This is a genomic window from Sphingomonas sp. Leaf231 (assembly GCF_001421995.1).
In the GTDB taxonomy this organism is placed as follows: domain Bacteria; phylum Pseudomonadota; class Alphaproteobacteria; order Sphingomonadales; family Sphingomonadaceae; genus Sphingomonas.
The window spans coordinates 1,066,237-1,083,389 of sequence record NZ_LMLS01000002.1; the positions used below are offsets into that span (position 1 = coordinate 1,066,237).

Genomic DNA, 17,153 nt, shown 5'->3' on the forward strand with positions numbered 1-17,153 from the left:
GGCGGGTCAAGTCGGTGAGCGTTCCAGGTCGGCGGACACCCTAGCCATCGGCATATCTCTGCCGTATAGGCGCCCCGCGGTGCCTGTGCGGGCGTGGCGAAATGGTAGACGCAGCAGACTCAAAATCTGCCGTAGCGATACATGTCGGTTCGAGTCCGACCGCCCGCACCACCCACCCCCGTGCGGGTCGAATGTCGTTATCCCGAGCGTCGCGTCGGCCGCCGGTACGGTCCGCCCGTCAGGCGATTCCCAGGTCCGCCGGCCCGAACGCATCGGGCAACAACTCGCTCAGTCGATAACTGGCGACGGCACTTCCCTCCGCCCCGGCGCAATGCACCGTCAGATCGCGACCGCCCAGTTGCGCGGCCTCGTTCAGCACCTGCCGGCACCGTCCGCACGGCCGCACCGGCGTATCGCCGGTGGCTTGGCCGGCGGCATCCATCGCGCCGCCGATCACCCCGACCGCCACGACCTCGCGCAGCCGCCCCTGCGACGCCACCGTCGCGATCGCCACCGTCTCCGCGCACAGCGACAGGCCGTAGCTGGCGTTCTCGAAATTCGCGCCGGTCACCAAGCTGCCGTCGGTCAGCAATACCGCCGCGCCGACCGCGAATCGGGAATAAGGCGCGTGCGCGTGGCGCGCCGCGTCGCGGGCGGCGGCGATCAGCCGGGTCGCTTCGTCGTTCATTGCGCAAAGGCTCCTTGTACGGCCACGTTCCAGTTCACCGGTCCTTGCACCCCGTCGATGTGACGCATGTCGCTGGCGCGCCATATCGCCCAGGGGCGCGAACCGTAAGCGGGCTTGAGGAACTTCCCCGCCGCCCACCAGCGCCGGTCGAACGCCTCGGTCAGCCGATAATCGTCCTCCACGTCCGCGGCGATGCGCAGGATCACCGGCGTGCCGGTATGCGCCTCGATTCGCTCGATCATCGCCCGCACGCCGGCGACCAGCGCCGCGCGTTGCGGCCGGTCGGGGCATTGCGCGTCATAGTCGAACGCGATCGCGGCGGGCAGCGCGCGCAGGTCGCGCGGCACGACGGTGTTGAACACGTCGCCCTGCACGCGGGGCGACTGGCAGAAGGAGAAGACGTGCATCGCGCCGCGCTTCATCCCGATGCGCGCCATCGCATCCCAGTTCGCCTGGAAATTTCGGTCACGCGTCGTCGCGCCGACCGTCGCCACCGCATAGCCGAATTGCGCGCCCGCGCCTTTCAGCACCGGCCACACGATCGTCCCCGTCGTCTCCGACACGTCGACCCCCTGCACCGGATAGCGCTCCAGCGGCGGCGACCAGCGCATCGCCAGCCGCCATCCCGCGACACCGGCCAGCGCGAACGCGGCCAGAACCAGCACGAGCCGTCCCAAACCCCACATAATCGAAACTCAAGCCTTGATGTGCAGGACGCAGATCAGTGTGAACAACCGCCGCGCCGTGTCGAAATCGATGTGAATCTTGCCGTCCAGTCGCTCACGCAGCAACTCGGCCGCTTCGTTGTGGATGCCGCGCCGCGCCATGTCGACCGTCTCGATCTGTGCGGGCGTCGATTGGCGGATCGCCTGAAAATAACTATCGCAGATCGCGAAATAGTCACGGATCGGCCGGCGGAACCGCGCCAGCCCCAGCACCAGCGTCTCCAGCGGCGACCCGTCCTCGCGCGCGATCGCGACGGCCAGCCGCCCTTCCTCGACGCCCAGCCTCACCCGGTACGGCCCGGCATAGCCATCGTCGTGCACGCGCTGCGGGGCGAAATGATTCGCCTCGATCAGGTCGAAGATGGCGATCCGCCGTTCCTGCTCGATATCGGCCGAGCGCCACAGGATCGTGCGCTCGTCCAGTTCGATATCGATGATCCGCGGATCGGCCATCCGCTGCCGATACGGCCGATCAACCACGATTTCCACAGGCCGCTTCATCGCAAGCGCGTTTCGGCGCGCGGGCGGGGCGGCTATAGGCTGGCGGATGGCGACTCTGGCATTCCCTCATGCGGCCGCGGCCGAACCCGTCCACCTGCCGCGCAACGTCGAGGCCGAGGCCGCGATGCTGGGCGCGATGATGATCGACAACCGGCTGGCCGACGACATCGTCGACCGGCTGGAACCGATGCATTTCTACGAACCGGTGCACGGCCGCGTGTTCGCCGCGATCAAGACGTTGCGCGGACAGGACATGCTGGCCACCCCGGTGACGCTGCGCCCGATGTTCGAGGCCGACGAGGGGATCAAGGAACTGGGCGGGGTCGCCTATCTCGCCAGCCTGACCGGCTCGGGCGCGGGGCTGATCGGCGCGCGACAATTCGCGACGCAGATCTACGACCTTGCGATGCTGCGCACGCTGGTGTCGGTCGGTCACTCGATGGTCGATCGCGCGATGGACACCAGCGAGGAAGTGAACCCGCGCGCCCAGATCGAGGCCGCCGAGGAGGAGCTGTACCGCGTCGCCGCGGACGGCGGTGCCGAGAACAGCGTCAAGAGCTTCGCGCAGGCCAGTACCGCGGCCGTGAAGATGGCGGAGAAGGCGCTGAACTGGGGCGGGAACCTCAGCGGCGTCACCACCGGGCTCGATTCGATCAACTCGAAGATCGGCGGCATGCACCATTCGGATCTGATGATCCTCGCCGGTCGTCCCGGCATGGGCAAGACCTCGCTGGCCACCAACATCGCGTTCAACGCCGCGCAGCGCTGGATGCGCGACATGCGCGACGGCATCCCGCCGGCCAAGTCTGTCGGCGCGAAGGTCGCGTTCTTCAGCCTGGAAATGAGCGCCGACCAGCTGGCGACCCGTATCCTGGCCGAACAGTCGCGGATCAGTTCCGAGGCGCTGCGCATGGGCAAGATCAGCAAGGCCGAGTTCGAACAGCTGGCGGCGGCGGCGGCCGAGCTGGAAAACCTGCCGTTCTTCATCGACGATACCGGCGGCCTGACGATCGCCTCGCTCCACACCCGTGTCCGGCGGCTCCAACGGCGCCACAACAACGAGATCGGGCTGGTGGTGGTCGATTACCTCCAGCTGCTGACCGGGTCGGGCAAGGGCGACGGCAATCGCGTGCAGGAAATCTCCGAAATCTCGCGCGGGCTGAAGACGTTGGCCAAGGACATGAACGTCCCGGTGCTGGCGCTGTCGCAGCTGAGCCGTGCGGTGGAAAGCCGCGAGGACAAGCGCCCGATGCTGTCGGATCTGCGCGAATCGGGCTCGATCGAGCAGGACGCCGACATGGTGTGGTTCGTCTTCCGCGAGGATTACTACACCGCGCAGCGCGAACCCAAGCGCCCGATGGAGGGCGACGAGGCGCGCGTGTTCGAGGATCACGCCCGCTGGGCCGCCGACATGGAACGCGTCTATGGCCTCGCTGAACTGATCGTCGCCAAACAGCGCCACGGCGCCACGGGCAAGGTCGTGCTGAAGTTCGATCCCACGATCACGCGGTTCAGCGATTACGCGGGCTTCTGATCGCTCGATAAGCCCGCAGTTTCAGCAACAGGTCCACCTGGTGCCGGCAGCCGTTCTTCAACAGCACCGCCCTGATCTGCGTGCGCGGTATCCGGCGTGGTGTCGCGCGCGGTCGTGATCGCGCGGGCGTCGCCGCCATGGGCCAGCATGCCCCGAACGTCCCGCTCGGCCGCGGTCAGCTCGCTTTCCGCAGCGAGCAGCGCGACGGCGCTGTCCACCCCGCGCGGCGGGTGCGGAATTGTCATCATGACCTGACCCGGCGCCAGTGCGTCGGCGACGATCGGCGCGACGCGCTCGATCAGATCGCCGCCCGGCCGCTTGGAGCGCAGCCGAGTTCCGGGCCGCGCTGGAAAGAGAGCGGCGCTCGGCGCAGGACGACGTGGACAAGGTGAAGATCTGGCCGGTCGCGACCTTGTCGATCGGCTGGCGTTTTCAAGCCGGTAAAGCCGGGTGGAGCGGATCAGCGCGGACGATAGGCGATCTGCGCACGACCCTCCGCCCGCACCGGCAGGAACAGCCCCGCACCGGTCACTTGCAGGCGACCGGTGACGACCCGCGCCATGTCGGTCGACAGGAAGAAGTCGCCCTCCTGCCGCGCACCGATCGCCGCCTGCGCCTTGCCCAGGATGCGACGGTAATCCGGCGCGAAATCGTGCTGGAGCGCCAGTGCTACCGCTTGCTGGACCTGGGCGGCGTCGAGCAGGCTGACGATCAGGTCGACCGCGTCCGAATCGGTGTCCGCCGCCAGCTGTACGTCGCGCGCGCGCACCAGCTGCGAATCCTCCTCATTATAGGGTTGCGCGGTCAGCCACGCCTGTCCGGTGGTCGCCGGGAAGTCACGATCGCGCGGCGCCACCTTTGCGGTGACGCCCACCGCCAGCCGGTTGTCGGTGGTGGCGTAGACGGTGACCTTGCCGAAATCGACGTCGACCGGGCCGACGCCGGTCAGCGTAATTCCGCGCGCCGCCAGTTTGCGCAGCGTGCGCAGCACGATCGGCTCCAGCTGCGCATAATCGGCGAGCACCGGGATGAAGAAGCGCAAGCCCGGCTGCCCCGCGACCCGCGAGGGCGGGGGCAGCGGGATGGGCGCGGGATCGGCGGGGCGCGGGCCGACGAACGTCTGGGTCAACGCCTCGGCCGCCAGCGTCATGCGCAGCTGCCGCCCCTCGATCCGGTAACCGCCAAAGCCCAGCGTCCGCGGTGCGATGCGCATCCACGCGGGGGGATTGCGCCTGCTGAGTTCGATCACGGTGAAGCCGTGCCGCCACGCGCCGTCCAGCTGTGTGCGCAGGTCGAGCTTCGCGACCTCCGTGGGCAGGTCGCGCTCCAGCTTGGCGACGACGCGCTTCAGCTTCTCGTCGGCGCGGCTGGCGAAGGTGACCCGCTGCCCGGCGATGTCGATCCCCGGCGGTTCGCGCCAGTCGTAGGCCAGATCAAGCGTCGCGCGCGGTTGCCAGTCGCCGCCGATCCCCAGCCGACCGGTCGCGCGGACAGTCGCGCGCGCGGTCACGGTTTCGCCCAGCACGCCACCGATGTCGCGAACCCGGATCAGCGCCGAAACCGGCATGGTAATCGTCAGCTTTTCTCCCGCGCCCGCTACGCTGATGGTGCCGCGGGTCACTTGCCCGACGATGCGGCATCCCAGATCGGGCGTCACCTTCACGCGCCCGATGCCCAGATCGACGCGCTTGCCCGCGACGCATTTCTCGCGACGCTCGTCGATGGTCCACAGCACGCGCGGGGTGCGCCGGTCGAGCCCGCGCTCCAGCATCCGCAACTCCGCGGTCACCGGCACGACGATCGTGGACGTCTGATCCGGGAAGGGCGCGATCGCGCTTTCGACGCGCGGTGGTGCCGGGGCGGGATCATGGCGGGAACACCCCGCCGCCAGCAACGCCATCACCGGGAACATGCGCCGCAACTTGATCTCCATCACCCCGTCGGTGATGTTACCAATCCGTAACGGCTGGTTTCGATCCGTGGCGCTGCGGCGTCAGAACAACAATGTGGTCGAATAGACCAGCGCCCCGACCGCTGCCGAGGCCGGGATGGTGATGACCCAGGCGATCACCACGCTCTTGGCCACGCCCCACCGCACCGCCGACGCGCGGCGCGACACGCCCGCGCCGATGATCGAACCGGTGATGGTGTGGGTGGTCGATACCGGAATGCCCAGCGTCGATGCGGTGAACACCACGATCGATCCGGCGGCGGACGCGCTGAAGCCCTGATGCTGCGACAGGCGGGTGATCCGCGATCCCATCGTTTCGATGATCCGCCAGCCACCGGTCATCGTGCCCAGCGCGATCGCGATATAGCAGCTGATCGCCACCCAGTGCGGCACCTCGAACGGCCCGCTCAGATAGCCGGTCGAATAGAGCAGCACCGTGATGATGCCCATCGTCTTCTGCGCATCGTTCAGCCCGTGGCTCAGCGAATAGGCGGCCGACGATACCAGATGCAGCGTGCGGAAGCTGCGTTCCGCCTGCGGCGCGGTGGAGCGGCGCAGCGCCCAGCTGGACAGCAGCATGACGCCCATCGCCAGGAACATGCCGATCATCGGCGACAGCACGATCGCCAGCAGCGTCTTGTTCAGCCCGGCCCATTTCACACCGGTCAGCCCGGCATGCGCCACGCCCGCGCCGACCAGCCCGCCGACCAGCGCGTGGCTGCTCGACGAAGGAATGCCCTTGAGCCAGGTGACGACGTTCCACGTCATCGCCCCGCCCAGCGCGCCGAAGATCACCGCCGGCGTCACCACGTCCTGATCGATCAGCCCCTTGCCGATCGTCTCGGCGACGGCGTGGAGGCTGGGCACGGCCAGCGTCAGGAAATAGGCGGCGAAGTTGAAGAAGGCGGCGAACAGCACCGCCTGCACCGGCGACAGCAGCCGCGTCGCGACGACGGTGGCGATCGAATTGGCGGCGTCATGCAGGCCGTTCAGATAATCGAACGCCAGCGCGACGCCGATCAGGCCGACCAGCAGCGGAAAAGCGAGTTCATGCATGGATGCGGGACCAGCGTCAGGCGTGGTCGATGACGATGCCGTCGATCTCGTCGGCGACGTCCTCGAACGCGTCCAGGATACGTTCGAGATGCTTGTAGATCTCGCGATCGACGACAAAACGCAGCGTGTCGCTCTGCCCGTATTGCTGGAGCGAGCGGCGTAGCCCGGCGGCGTGGAAATCGTCGGCGACACCCTCGATGCGGATCAGTTCCTCGGTCAGTTCGTGCAGCCGCGCGCCGTTGCGGTTGATGTCGCGCAGCAGCGGCATCGCCTCCACCGCCAGCCCGGCGGCCTCGACCGCGACCTTCGCCATCTCGTGCATTTCCGGTGCGAAATCGGTCACCCCGTACAGGTCGATCGCGGAGGCGGCGGCGTACATCTCGTCGATCGTATCGTCGAGCGCGCCGATCAGCGCGGTGATCGATCCGCGATCGAACGGCGTCAGGAACGTGGCGCGCACGCTTTTCAGCACGTCGCGCGTGATCTCGTCCGCCTCACTCTCGCGCGCGTTGATCTCGGTGAAGAGCGCCGCACGGTCCGGGCCACCTTCCAGCAACCGGGCGGTGGCGCGTGCGGCGGTCAGGCCGATGGCGGCATGTCCTTCGAACTGCTCGAAGAAATTTCCGGTCTTCGGCAGCAGCCGCTGGAACCAAGCGAACATCGAACTCCATCCCGAACGAATTATGAGAACAAGCTGGCCAGCCCTGAACCAGGGCGGGCCGCCATGTCAGACGATCCCGTGCACGTCATGTAAGACATTTGCGTGACTCGCGTGCCGAACGGCACCTTCCGTCTCCTGCGCCGCGCGTCGCCGTCCCATCGCGGGACGGCGTTCACGACCGGCTCAGCTTCGCTCGTACCAGATTGAACCGGCGTCGAACAGCGTCGTGGCGTCCACCGTTCCGCCGGAGGCGAAGGCGATGCGCGTGCCCTTCGCCGGGCGGCGTCCGTGCAGCGCCACCGCGACGCGCAACCCACGATCGCCATGGCGTCGCTCGAACGCGATCACGTGCGTGTCGCCGCCTTCGCCGCCGCCGTCGACCGTCGCCGGAACATAATCGCCGTCCGCGAACAATCCCGGGTCTTCACGGCGCAGCCGCAGCAGGTCCGCGATCAACCGCAACTTGGGCGATGTGCCGGCGGCCAGCGCCGCCTGCCGCGCCGGATAGTCCACCGGACGGCGATTGTCGGGATCGACCAGGCTGAGGTCGGCGAACTCGGTGCCCTGGTACAGGTCCGGAACGCCGGGCAGGGTATAACGCAGCACGACCTGCGCCAGCGTATTCGCCTGCGCGGCGGCATCCAGCGTCGCGACCAAGCCCTCGATCAACGCGATCGCCGCCGGGTCACCGGGCAGCGCCTCCACCAACGCGGCCGCCGCCTGCTCATATGTTTCGTCGGGCGCCTCCCATGACGACCGCAGCTTGGCCTCGCGCAGCGCCTTCTGCTGCCACGCCTTGATCCGCTCGACGAAATCCGCGTTCGCGCCGTCGTTCGACCATGCGCCGATCAACGTCTGGAACAGCATGTAGCGGTCGGCATCGTCGACCCCATTGTCGTCGCGGTCCAGCCACTTGAGCGCCGCCTCCCGCCACGCCGCTGTCTGCGCGCTGATCGCGGCGAGTCGCGCGCGCGTATCCTCGCCACGCTTGTGGTCGTGGGTGGCGGTGGTCAGCATCGCGCGCGGCACGTCACGCGCGCGCGCCATCATCAACGCGTGGAACTCGGCCGGAGTCGTCGCCATGCGATCGGCGTCGAAGCCGACGTCGTTGCGCGACAGCAACCGTCCATAGCGGTAGAAGCCGGTGTCCTCCACCGCCTTGGCCGCGATCGGCGCCGACAATTGCTGGAAGCGCCGTACCGCGTCGGCGGTGGTCGCCCCGCCTTCGCCCCCCAGCCACGACAGGATCAGATCGGCGACATGCGCCTCGCCGGGCGGAATCAGTTCGGCGACCCGCGTGCGGGCCAGCGCGCGGATCGCGTCATCACTGGCCGGCGCATCGGGGCCATAGGTGCGGTAGACCGGGAACACCCACAACAGCCGCTTGATCGCGCGGCGCAGCATCGCGTCGGTGACGCCATCCGGGGCGACCGCCGCGAACGCCGCCACGCAGGCGTCGAGCTGTCCGGAAAACTGCCACGCCAGCAGGTCCTGTCGCGCCTGGAATTCCTCGGGCTCGAACGTCGCGCTGCGTCCGCTGATCTCTTCCCACAGCGCGCCCAGCGGCTCGGCCCCGGCGGGATCATGGAGCAATGCGGCGACCTGCTCCATGAAATCGTACCCGCTGGTCCCGTCGACGCCCCAGCCCAGCGGCTGCGGCTCGCCCGCGGCAAGGATCTTCTCGATCACGATCCACGCATCGGGGCCAAGCCGCTCGCGCAGCCGCCGGGTATAGCCGATCGGATCGGTCAGCCCGTCGACATGGTCGATGCGCACGCCGTCGATCAGCCCTTCGTCGTGCAGCCGGAAATATAGCGCGTGCGTCTTCTCGAACACCGCGGGATCCTCGATCCGCACGCCGGCCAGTTCGTTGATCGAGAAGAAGCGTCGCCAGTTCAGCTCGTCGTTGGCGACCCGCCAGAAGGCGAGGCGGTAGTGCTGGCGCGCCAGCAGATCGGCCAGCGGCAGGGTGTCGGCGCTCGTCTGGTCCGCATCGCGCACAGGAAAGCGATGCTCGCCATACGCGACGATCGTCCAGCGGTCGTCCTGCTTCTCCAGCGCGAGGTCGCCGTCCGCCAGCGCTTTGGACAGGGGCGCGCCGAGCACCGGCAGCACCACCGGCACGCGCCAGTCGATGTCGAACACCGTGGCATGTTCGCCGTCCGGTCCGTGCGTCAGCACGTCGCGCCACCATGCGTTGCCGTCGCCCGCGACGCCCATGTGGTTGGGCACGATGTCGATCACGATCCCCATGCCCCGTGCGCGCAGCGCGGCGACCAGTGCGCGGAACCCGGCCTCGCCGCCCAGCTCCGGATTGATCGCCGTGGGATCGGTCACGTCATAGCCGTGGGTCGAACCCGGCGTGGCGGTGGTCACGGGCGAGGCGTAGAGGTGGCTGATGCCGAGTTCGTCGAGATACGGGACCAGCGCCTCCGCATCGGCGAAGGTGAAGTCCTTGTGGAACTGGAAGCGATAGGTGGCGCGGGGCGGCGTCATGCGTGTCTCTCCGCGTTGAGCAGGGCGGTGCGGCGCGCGACGTCGCCGCGTGCGAGCAGGGTGGCGGTGGGCGCATCCATGCGCCGCCGCCAATTGGGATGTTCGTCGATCGTGCCGGGCAGGTTGGGCTGTTCCTCCAGCGCGAGCAGATCCTCGAACGGCACGATCGCCAGCGGGCAGGGCGCGCCCGCGACGTGCGCGATCATCGCGTCGACCGGCGGCGCGACCGGCGGATCGCCCGCGCCGTTCCCGGACGCCGTCATCGCCTGCCACAAAGCGGTGCGCTCCCGCGCGCGGTTGACGCGGTCCGCGCCGCTGCGGCCCAGTTGCTCCGCCCAGTCGATATCGCGCCCGCTCCACCAGCCGGCCAGCGTCGGGGTATCGTGCGTCCCGGTCATCGCCACCGCCGCCTCGTCCCATTCGGCCGGCGCGACGAACCCGCCCTGCCTGTCCCGCTCGAACGGCAGCACGCGCATGCCCAGCATCGACCGCTGCGACAGCGTGTCGCGGAAACCGGCGGGCACCGTGCCCAGATCCTCGGCGATCACCAGCGCCTCGGCACGATGCGCCTCGATCGCGACGATGCGGCGCAGGTGATCGCCCGGCATCCGCAGGTACGCCCCGCGACCGGCGCCTTCGCCCGCCGGGATCACCCACAGCCGTTCCAGCCCCAGCGCATGATCGATGCGGATGCCGCCGGCATGCGCCAGCGCGACCCGCAACGTCTCGATGAACGCGCCGAAGCCGCTGCGCCGCAGCGCGAACGGATCGAGCGCGGTGATGCCCCAATTCTGCCCGTCGGGGCCGAGCGGGTCGGGCGGCGCACCGACCGTCAACCCCGTCAGCAACTCGCCCGGCGCACTCCACGCATGGCTGCCGCCGCCGTCCATCCCCACCGCCAGGTCGGCGATGATCCCGGTCGCCATCCGCTCCTTCGCGGCACGTTGCGCGGTGGCGAGGCCAAGGTCGGTCAGCCATTGCAGGAACGCATGGAACGCCACCTCCCGCTCGTGTTCCGCGGCGAAGCGGATCACCGCCTCGCCGTGGGGATCGCGATAGGCGGCGGGCCAATCCTGCCAGCCATGCTCGCCCAGCGCCGCATGCAGCGCATCGAAGCGGGCGTGCGCCTCCAGCGCCGCCCCGCGTTGCCGGCGATAGGTGTTGGCCGCCACCAGCGCGCCGTCGTCGGCCGCGTCGAAAGCGGCGCGCAGCTTCGCCATGCGCGCGCGCGCCGCCTCTGGCCAGTCGATCAACGCGTCGCCGTGCGCGGGGGAGGAAGGCAGGCCGATCAGCCCGGGATCGGCGAGCAGGACATTGTGGAACAGCCGCGTCGATGGCGAATAGGGGCTGAATCGCGTCGGATCGGCGGGGAACAATGCGTGGGTCGGACTGATCGCCAGCGCCTGCGCGCCGACCCGCCCGAATGCCGCCGCCGCCTCGGCCAGCGCCCCGGCATCGCCGAACGCGCTTTCGACGCTGCCGCGCAAGCCGGGCACCTGCACTGCAACGCCCCATCCACGCGCCGGCGTGGCGCAGCGCCGCGGCGCGACCGCCAGCGTATATGTGCGCCCATGAAGGTGTAGCTGGTGGTAGCCGACCCGCTCGACCGGCGGCAAGGTGCCGTCTGCCGTGACCGGCAGCGTCAACCGCTCGCCATCGTCGAGCAGCAGTTCGGCGGTCCTGTTCGATCCGCTGCGCGGTCCGGCCGGCACCGCGATCGGCGCCCCGGCGTCGGCGGAAAGGAACGGGGTCTCGGGCGCGGTCGTGTCGAGGCAGGCGAGGATCGCCTCCAGCACCTCGTCGTCGACGCGCTGGGCGCGCCCGTCGGCGTCTTCCCAGTCGCGCGACAGCCCCGCCGCCGCCGCGCGTGCGTCCAGGTCGCTCACGCCTCGATCCATGCGACGAAACGCTCCCCGTCGGTGAAGAACGGATCGGCACTGCCCGGCAGCGTCGCGGGTTCGTCACCCAGATCGACCGCCACGCCCAGCGTGCTGCCATCGCCCAGCCGCCACCGCGCCACCACCGCCGCCTCGCCCAGCACCTGCGCGCCCACCGCCTGCGTGCCGGGCAGATGCGGCACGATCCGTTCGCGACGCAGCCTCAGCAACCGGGAATACAGGTCGCGCCACGCCGCCGCGTCGGCGCCGGGTTGCGGCACGGACGCCTCGAACGTGGTGACGGCGTTCGGATCGGGAATGCGCGCGCGCGCTTCCGGATCGGAGAAGGCGTCGAACTTCGCGAACTCTCGCCGTCGTCCCTCGCGCACCGCATCGGCCAGTTCGTCGTGGAAATCGGTGAAGAACAGGAACGGCGTCGCGCTCCCTTCCTCCTCGCCCATGAACAGCAACGGTACTTGCGGAGACAGCAGCAGCAGGGCGGTGGCGGCGCGCAGCTTCGCCGCATCGGTCAGCGACACCAGCCGCTCGCCCATCGCGCGATTGCCGACCTGATCGTGGTTCTGGAGGAACGCCACGAATCGCGTCGGCGGCAAATGCGCGCTGGGCGTGCCACGCGGCTTGCCGTCGTGGTTGGTCGAACCCTCACCCTGATAGATGAAGCCTTCCGACAGGCACCGCGCCAGCCGCTCTGCGGGACGATCCGCGAAGTCGGCGTAATAGGCGCTGGTCTCGCCGGTCAGCAGCACGTGCATGACGTTGTGGAAATCGTCGTTCCACTGCGCATCGTACCCGCCGTCGCGCAGCCGCGCCGCGTCATTCTCCTCGTTCTCCAGCACCAGATGCACGTGCCGGCCGGGCAACGCGGCGCGGATCTCGCCGGCCATCGTATCCAGGAACGCCGGGTTGCCGATCGCATGGACCGCGTCGAACCGCAGCCCGTCGATCCGGTAATCGCGCAGCCACATCAACGCATTGTCGATGAAGAACCGCGCCACCGGCTCGCGCGTCACCGCCACTGCGCCGCCCCATGGCGTATCCACCGCCGCGTCGAAGAAGCCGCTGGCGTAGCTACCCAGATAATTGCCGTCCGGACCGAAGTGGTTGTAGACCACGTCCAGAAACACGCTCAGCCCGACACCGTGCGCGGCATCGATCAGCCGGCGCAGCTCGGCGGGCGAACCATAATCCTCCTGCACCGCATAGGGCAGCACCCCGTCATATCCCCAGCCGCGCGTGCCGCCGAACGCGCCGACCGGCATCAACTCGATCGCGGTGATGCCTGCGGCCGCGATCGCCGGCAGCCGCTCGGTGAGCGCGGTGAACCCACCCGACGTTCCGGCATGGCATTCCAGGATCACCATCTCGTGCCACGGCCGCCCGCGCCACTCGGGATGCTGCCAGTCGTGGTCGGTCGCTTGCACCACGCTCCAGCCATGCACGCCGCCCGATTGCCCGCGCGACGCCGGGTCCGGCACCGCTTGTCCCGCGATGCGGAACCGGTAACGCGTGCCCGGTCCCTCGGCGCGGTCGAGCGCGAACCATCCGTCCGCGTCGCGCTCCATCGCCGCCGCCGCGCCGCCGTCGATCTCCAGCGTCACGGCATCGGCATCCGGTGCCCACAGGTGGAAGCGCGTGCCACCGCCGGGCAGCGGCGCGGGTCCCCAATGCATCATGCCGCCACCGCGTTGCGCCAGGTAATCAGCACCGCACCCTGCGGCGCGACCTCGTAGCTGTCCTCGATCGCCATCTCCCCCTGGTCGGGCTTCGCGCTATCGATCAGGACGGTGCGCCCGGCATGCGGCGCGGGGAGGTTGAAGGTGACCGGATCGCCCGCCGCGTTCAGCAACAGCGACACGACCTCGATATTGCCTTCCTCATCATGCACCGCGCGGCGCATCATCAGCGCGCGTCCCTCGGGATTGTCCCAATCTTCCGGCGACAGCCGCTCGCCGCGCTCGTCCCACCATTCCAGATCGTCGACGCCCTCGGTTGCGGTGCGGTCGCCATGCAGGAACGCCGCCGCGCGCAGCGCCGGGTAGCGGCGGCGCAACTCGGCCAGCCGTGCGGTGAACTCGATCTGCACCTGACCCTCGGGCGTCGCCGCCGCTTTCCAGTCGAGCCAGCTGATCTCATTGTCCTGGCAATAGGCATTGTTGTTGCCCTGCTGCGTCCGCCCGAACTCGTCGCCCGCCACCAGCATCGGCGTGCCGAGCGACGTCAACAATGTGGTCAGCATCGATCGCATCACGCGCCCGCGCGCCTCGTTCACCGAAGTATCCTCGGTCGGTCCCTCGACGCCCCAGTTGCACGATGCATTGTGCGAGTGGCCGTCGCGATTGTCCTCGCCATTCGCCTCGTTGTGGCGCTCCTCGTACATCACCGTATCGGCCAGCGTGAAACCGTCGTGCGCCGACAGCAGGTTGACGCTCGCCCACGGACGCCGCGCGCGGCGGTCGAACAGGTCGCCCGATCCCGCCAGCCGCGCCGCCAGGTCGCCGCGCTTGCCCGGTTCGCCGCGCCAGTATTCGCGCACCGTGTCGCGATATTTGTCGTTCCATTCCGCAAAGCCCGGCGGGAAGTTGCCCAGCTGATAGCCGCCCGGTCCGACGTCCCATGGTTCGGTAATCAGCTTCAGCCGGCCCAGCACGGGATCCTGCCGCAGCACATCGAAGAACGCCGATCCCGGATCGAAGCCATGCTCCTCGCGCCCCAGCGTCAGGCCCAGGTCGAAGCGGAACCCGTCGATGCCGAAGCTGGTCGCCCAATAGCGCAGCGAATCCGCGACCATCTGGATCACGCGCGCCTTGCTCATGTTCAGCGTGTTGCCGGTGCCGGTGTCGTTGATCGTGTAGCGGGGATTGTCCTTGACCAGCCGGTAGTAGCTGGCGTTGTCCAGGCCGCGCCACGACAAGGTCGGGCCTTTCTCGGACCCTTCGCAGGTGTGGTTATAGACCACGTCCAGGATCACCTCGATCCCGGCCTTGTGCAGCCGGTGGACCGCGCGGCGCAGTTCGTCCTGATGCTCCGACGCCATGTAGCTCTGCTCGGGCGCGAAGAAGCCGAGCGTATTATACCCCCAGTAATTGCGCAGGCCCTTCTCCTGCAGGAAGCGATCCTGCGTGAAGGTGTGGATCGGCAGCAATTCGATCGCGGTGACGCCGATGCGTTGCAGATGCTTGATGACCGCAGGATGGCCCAGCGCGGCATAGGTGCCGCGTTCGCGCGCCGGCACCAATTCCATCAGCTTGGTCAGTCCCTTGACGTGCGCCTCGTAGATCACCGTGTCGGTCCACGGCGTGTTCGGCCGCCGATCGCGCGACCAGTCCCAGTGATCGTCGACCACCACCGCCTTGGGCATGGCCGGCGCGCTGTCGCGTTTGTCGAACGACAGGTCTTCCTTGCGGTGTCCGATGCGATAGCCGTGCAGCGCGTCGGTCCACTTGATCTGCCCCTGAATGCGGCGCGCATACGGGTCGAGCAGGAGCTTGTTGGGGTTGAAGCGGTGCCCCGCCTCCGGCTCGTACCGTCCATGCGCGCGCAGGCCGTAGACCAGCCCCGGCCCGACATCGGGCAGATAACCGTGCCACACCTCGTCGGTGCATTCGGTCAGCGGCAGCCGCTGCAACTCGCGCTTGCCCGCTGAGTCGAAGATGCAGAGTTCGATGGCATCGGCATTGGCGGAAAAGACGGCGAAATTCACGCCCTCGCCATCGAAAGTGGCGCCGAGCGGATAGGGCGATCCCGGCAGAAGCCGGTCCGGCAATGCGTGCAACGATGTTCTCCGGTCGGGAGGGGAAGGGCGTCGGTATCTTGGCGGCGCGGGTGCGCGTCAGTTCGTGCGCTTGCGCCGCGTCGCCGGTTTCTTGGTCGCCGCCGGCTTGACGTCCGGGGCCTTGGCCGCCGGCGCGCCGGGCGCTTGCGGTGCGGAGGTCGTGGCGGGTGCCGGCGCCGTGCTCGACGTCAGCGGGGTCGAGGCTGGTGCATCATCCGGCTTGGACGTGGGTGGAGCCGGGTCCGCCCGGTCGTCGCCGGTGACCGCTGCGGCGGCTGCGGTGCCGTCATCCGGATCAGCGACGTCGTTCCCGCCTGCCTCGACATCGCCGCTGCCCGGCGCGTCATCGGTGACGTCACGCTCGGCGGTTTCCCAATGCTCACGGTCGCGCCCGTGCGGCTCGCCTTCCTGCTGCCACAGGCGATATGCCCGTTCGCGGATACGGGCGTTACGATCGTCGACCATCAGTTTTTCCCTTCTGCCTGGGAGCAGAAACTCGCGAACTGCCGCTTCGTTCGCACGGTCCGAAAGAAAATCAGCGCCGCGCCAGCAACAATGCGCTGCCGATCGCGAGTCCGTCCTCCACCAGCCCGCTGGCCGCCTGGCCGTAGCGTCGCGCCGCGGCCTTACGCAGCCGCAAGGTCAGGTGTGATGCGGCGACCGCCGCGGCGGCTCCCAGCATCGCGCCGATCAGCCGGTCGCCACGTGGCGCGCACGCCGCTCCGACCAGCGCGCCGCTCACCAGCCGCCCCGCGATCCCGGCCGGCACGGTGCGGTCCGGCGCGTTCCTCATCTTGTCGCCGGCCAGTTCGCCGGCGGCCAGCATCAGCGTGCCCGCCGACAGTAACGGTTCATGCGCGCGACCATGGTTCGCGGTCCGCGCCAGCGCGGCCAGCGGCGTCATCGACCGCGCACCCGCCACGGCACCCATCAGGATCGATCGTAACATTCATCGGCCTCCCGCCCGTCTCCGCGCATCAAACAACGCAACCGCGATCGGGTTCACGGCTGTCGCTTGGCCTTGATTATTAATCGGAACTTCAGTCGCCTGTGCGATGGCGGTGAACAGGTCCCTCTGCGGGGGCGGCGAATACGGGGGGACGGGCAGTGTTGGCATGGTTTCGGGATGTCGCGCCGATCAGGGCGAAGTTCACCACGCTGGGCATCTTCTACACCGGGTCGGCGCTTGCCGCGCTCGGCGCGACCGCCGGCCTGGCTCATGGCGTGCTGACGGGCGGTGCCGCGACCGGCATCGCCGCCGGCACCGTCATCCTCGTGGCGCTGGTGGCGATCATCTCGCGCCGGCTGGTCTGCGATCCTTACGTCAACACCGTCGTTCGGATGGAGGGGCTGGCCGCCGGTGACCTTGCCAGCGCGATCAACTACACCGGCTCGCGCGATTGCGTCGGCCGCATGACCAAGGCGATGGAGGTCTTCCGCGGCAACGGTCAGGCGCTGGCCGCCGCGGCGGCGACCCAGCGCGAGGTGGTCGACGCGCTCGGCCATGGTCTCGGCCGGCTCGCCGACAACGACCTGACCTATCGTATCGATCGCACCTTCACCGCCGATTACGACGGGCTGCGCCTCGACTTCAACCGCGCGATGACCGCGGTGTCGGATGCGATCACCTCGGTGACGACTGCCGCCAACGGCATCAACAGCGGCGCGTCCGACATCCGCCAGGCCTCCGACGATCTGTCGCAGCGCACAGAGCAACAGGCCGCGTCGCTTCAGGAAACTGCCTCGGCGATGGACGAGATCACCACGACGGTTCGCGAGACGGCGGCCGGTGCGCGTCGCGCCAACACCGCCGTGAGCGAGGCGCGGACCGAGGCGGAAAGCTCGGGCGAGGTCGTGCGCCGCGCGGTCGA

At 68.8% G+C, this 17,153-nt stretch carries 15 protein-coding genes and 1 tRNA gene; 3 read left to right on the forward strand and 13 right to left on the reverse strand.

Annotation, left to right across the window (positions count from 1 at the left end; genetic code table 11):
• Positions 1 to 87: 87 nt before the first annotated feature.
• Positions 88 to 171: transfer RNA gene (locus tag ASE95_RS11240), tRNA-Leu, on the forward strand.
• Positions 172 to 238: 67 nt separating this feature from the next.
• Here the strand turns inward: ASE95_RS11240 and ASE95_RS11245 are convergent.
• The 3 genes from ASE95_RS11245 to ASE95_RS11255 are packed head-to-tail and all read right to left on the reverse strand — an operon-like array spanning position 239 to position 1,866.
• On the reverse strand, positions 239 to 688 hold the full coding sequence (locus tag ASE95_RS11245; protein ID WP_056635708.1) for a cytidine deaminase: 450 nt from the start codon (positions 686 to 688) through the stop codon (positions 239 to 241).
• Complete coding sequence (locus ASE95_RS11250) at positions 685 to 1,353, reverse strand: GH25 family lysozyme (RefSeq protein WP_162234679.1); 669 nt, start codon at positions 1,351 to 1,353, stop codon at positions 685 to 687. Before ASE95_RS11250 ends, ASE95_RS11245 begins: the two co-directional genes overlap by 4 nt.
• A 30-nt stretch (positions 1,354 to 1,383) precedes the next feature.
• Positions 1,384 to 1,866 (reverse strand): UPF0262 family protein, encoded by a 483-nt coding sequence (locus ASE95_RS11255; protein WP_056635717.1) that lies wholly within the window; start codon positions 1,864 to 1,866, stop codon positions 1,384 to 1,386.
• Positions 1,867 to 1,960: 94 nt separating this feature from the next.
• On the opposite strand from ASE95_RS11255, the gene ASE95_RS11260 reads away from it, so the two are divergent.
• Positions 1,961 to 3,448 carry a replicative DNA helicase gene (locus tag ASE95_RS11260; RefSeq protein ID WP_056635720.1) on the forward strand — a complete coding sequence of 496 codons (1,488 nt, stop codon included), beginning with the start codon at positions 1,961 to 1,963 and terminating at the stop codon, positions 3,446 to 3,448.
• Here ASE95_RS11260 and ASE95_RS11265 read toward each other — a convergent pair.
• The 10 genes from ASE95_RS11265 to ASE95_RS11310 all read right to left on the reverse strand — a co-directional run bounded on the left by ASE95_RS11265 (position 3,433) and on the right by ASE95_RS11310 (position 16,231).
• Positions 3,433 to 3,666, reverse strand: coding sequence for a hypothetical protein (locus ASE95_RS11265; RefSeq protein ID WP_156347984.1), 234 nt, complete (start codon positions 3,664 to 3,666; stop codon positions 3,433 to 3,435). The genes ASE95_RS11260 and ASE95_RS11265 overlap by 16 nt on opposite strands.
• A 242-nt stretch (positions 3,667 to 3,908) precedes the next feature.
• Positions 3,909 to 5,381, reverse strand: a complete 1,473-nt coding sequence (locus ASE95_RS11270) for a DUF4403 family protein (RefSeq protein ID WP_156347985.1) — start codon at positions 5,379 to 5,381, stop codon at positions 3,909 to 3,911.
• A 60-nt stretch (positions 5,382 to 5,441) separates the two neighbouring features.
• Positions 5,442 to 6,455 (reverse strand): inorganic phosphate transporter, encoded by a 1,014-nt coding sequence (locus tag ASE95_RS11275; protein WP_056635726.1) that lies wholly within the window; start codon positions 6,453 to 6,455, stop codon positions 5,442 to 5,444.
• A gap of 16 nt (positions 6,456 to 6,471) precedes the next feature.
• Positions 6,472 to 7,116 carry a DUF47 domain-containing protein gene (locus ASE95_RS11280; RefSeq protein ID WP_056635729.1) on the reverse strand — a complete coding sequence of 215 codons (645 nt, stop codon included), beginning with the start codon at positions 7,114 to 7,116 and terminating at the stop codon, positions 6,472 to 6,474.
• 183 nt (positions 7,117 to 7,299) lie between these two features.
• Positions 7,300 to 9,612 carry a malto-oligosyltrehalose synthase gene (gene treY, locus ASE95_RS11285; protein ID WP_056635732.1) on the reverse strand — a complete coding sequence of 771 codons (2,313 nt, stop codon included), beginning with the start codon at positions 9,610 to 9,612 and terminating at the stop codon, positions 7,300 to 7,302.
• Positions 9,609 to 11,498 (reverse strand): 4-alpha-glucanotransferase, encoded by a 1,890-nt coding sequence (malQ, locus tag ASE95_RS11290; RefSeq protein ID WP_056636279.1) that lies wholly within the window; start codon positions 11,496 to 11,498, stop codon positions 9,609 to 9,611. The genes treY and malQ overlap by 4 nt, the downstream gene beginning before the upstream one ends.
• A complete protein-coding gene (gene treZ / locus ASE95_RS11295; RefSeq protein WP_056635735.1) occupies positions 11,495 to 13,183 on the reverse strand; it encodes a malto-oligosyltrehalose trehalohydrolase in 1,689 nt (562 codons plus the stop codon). The genes malQ and treZ overlap by 4 nt, the downstream gene beginning before the upstream one ends.
• Positions 13,180 to 15,282 carry a glycogen debranching protein GlgX gene (gene glgX / locus ASE95_RS11300; RefSeq protein WP_082450061.1) on the reverse strand — a complete coding sequence of 701 codons (2,103 nt, stop codon included), beginning with the start codon at positions 15,280 to 15,282 and terminating at the stop codon, positions 13,180 to 13,182. The genes treZ and glgX overlap by 4 nt, the downstream gene beginning before the upstream one ends.
• A gap of 57 nt (positions 15,283 to 15,339) precedes the next feature.
• Positions 15,340 to 15,747: a DUF2934 domain-containing protein gene (locus ASE95_RS11305; RefSeq protein WP_056635741.1), complete on the reverse strand. Its 408-nt coding sequence runs from the start codon at positions 15,745 to 15,747 to the stop codon at positions 15,340 to 15,342.
• Positions 15,748 to 15,817: 70 nt separating this feature from the next.
• Positions 15,818 to 16,231, reverse strand: coding sequence for a hypothetical protein (locus ASE95_RS11310; protein ID WP_056635744.1), 414 nt, complete (start codon positions 16,229 to 16,231; stop codon positions 15,818 to 15,820).
• Between the two features lie 161 nt (positions 16,232 to 16,392).
• Between ASE95_RS11310 and ASE95_RS11315 the strand changes: the two genes are divergently transcribed.
• Positions 16,393 to 17,153: methyl-accepting chemotaxis protein (locus tag ASE95_RS11315; RefSeq protein ID WP_162234680.1), on the forward strand; the 761-nt coding region annotated here is incomplete at its 3' end.

Excerpts from the sequence above, each read along its gene's own strand:
- ASE95_RS11310 (WP_056635744.1), bottom strand. The coding sequence starts at position 16,231 with ATGTTACGATCGATCCTGATGGGTGCCGTGGCGGGTGCGCGGTCGATG.
- treY (WP_056635732.1), bottom strand. The coding sequence starts at position 9,612 with ATGACGCCGCCCCGCGCCACCTATCGCTTCCAGTTCCACAAGGACTTC.
- ASE95_RS11305 (WP_056635741.1), bottom strand. The coding sequence starts at position 15,747 with ATGGTCGACGATCGTAACGCCCGTATCCGCGAACGGGCATATCGCCTG.
- treZ (WP_056635735.1), bottom strand. The coding sequence starts at position 13,183 with ATGATGCATTGGGGACCCGCGCCGCTGCCCGGCGGTGGCACGCGCTTC.
- ASE95_RS11270 (WP_156347985.1), bottom strand. The coding sequence starts at position 5,381 with ATGGAGATCAAGTTGCGGCGCATGTTCCCGGTGATGGCGTTGCTGGCG.
- ASE95_RS11260 (WP_056635720.1), top strand. The coding sequence starts at position 1,961 with ATGGCGACTCTGGCATTCCCTCATGCGGCCGCGGCCGAACCCGTCCAC.
- ASE95_RS11255 (WP_056635717.1), bottom strand. The coding sequence starts at position 1,866 with ATGGCCGATCCGCGGATCATCGATATCGAACTGGACGAGCGCACGATC.
- ASE95_RS11275 (WP_056635726.1), bottom strand. The coding sequence starts at position 6,455 with ATGCATGAACTCGCTTTTCCGCTGCTGGTCGGCCTGATCGGCGTCGCG.
- ASE95_RS11245 (WP_056635708.1), bottom strand. The coding sequence starts at position 688 with ATGAACGACGAAGCGACCCGGCTGATCGCCGCCGCCCGCGACGCGGCG.
- ASE95_RS11280 (WP_056635729.1), bottom strand. The coding sequence starts at position 7,116 with ATGTTCGCTTGGTTCCAGCGGCTGCTGCCGAAGACCGGAAATTTCTTC.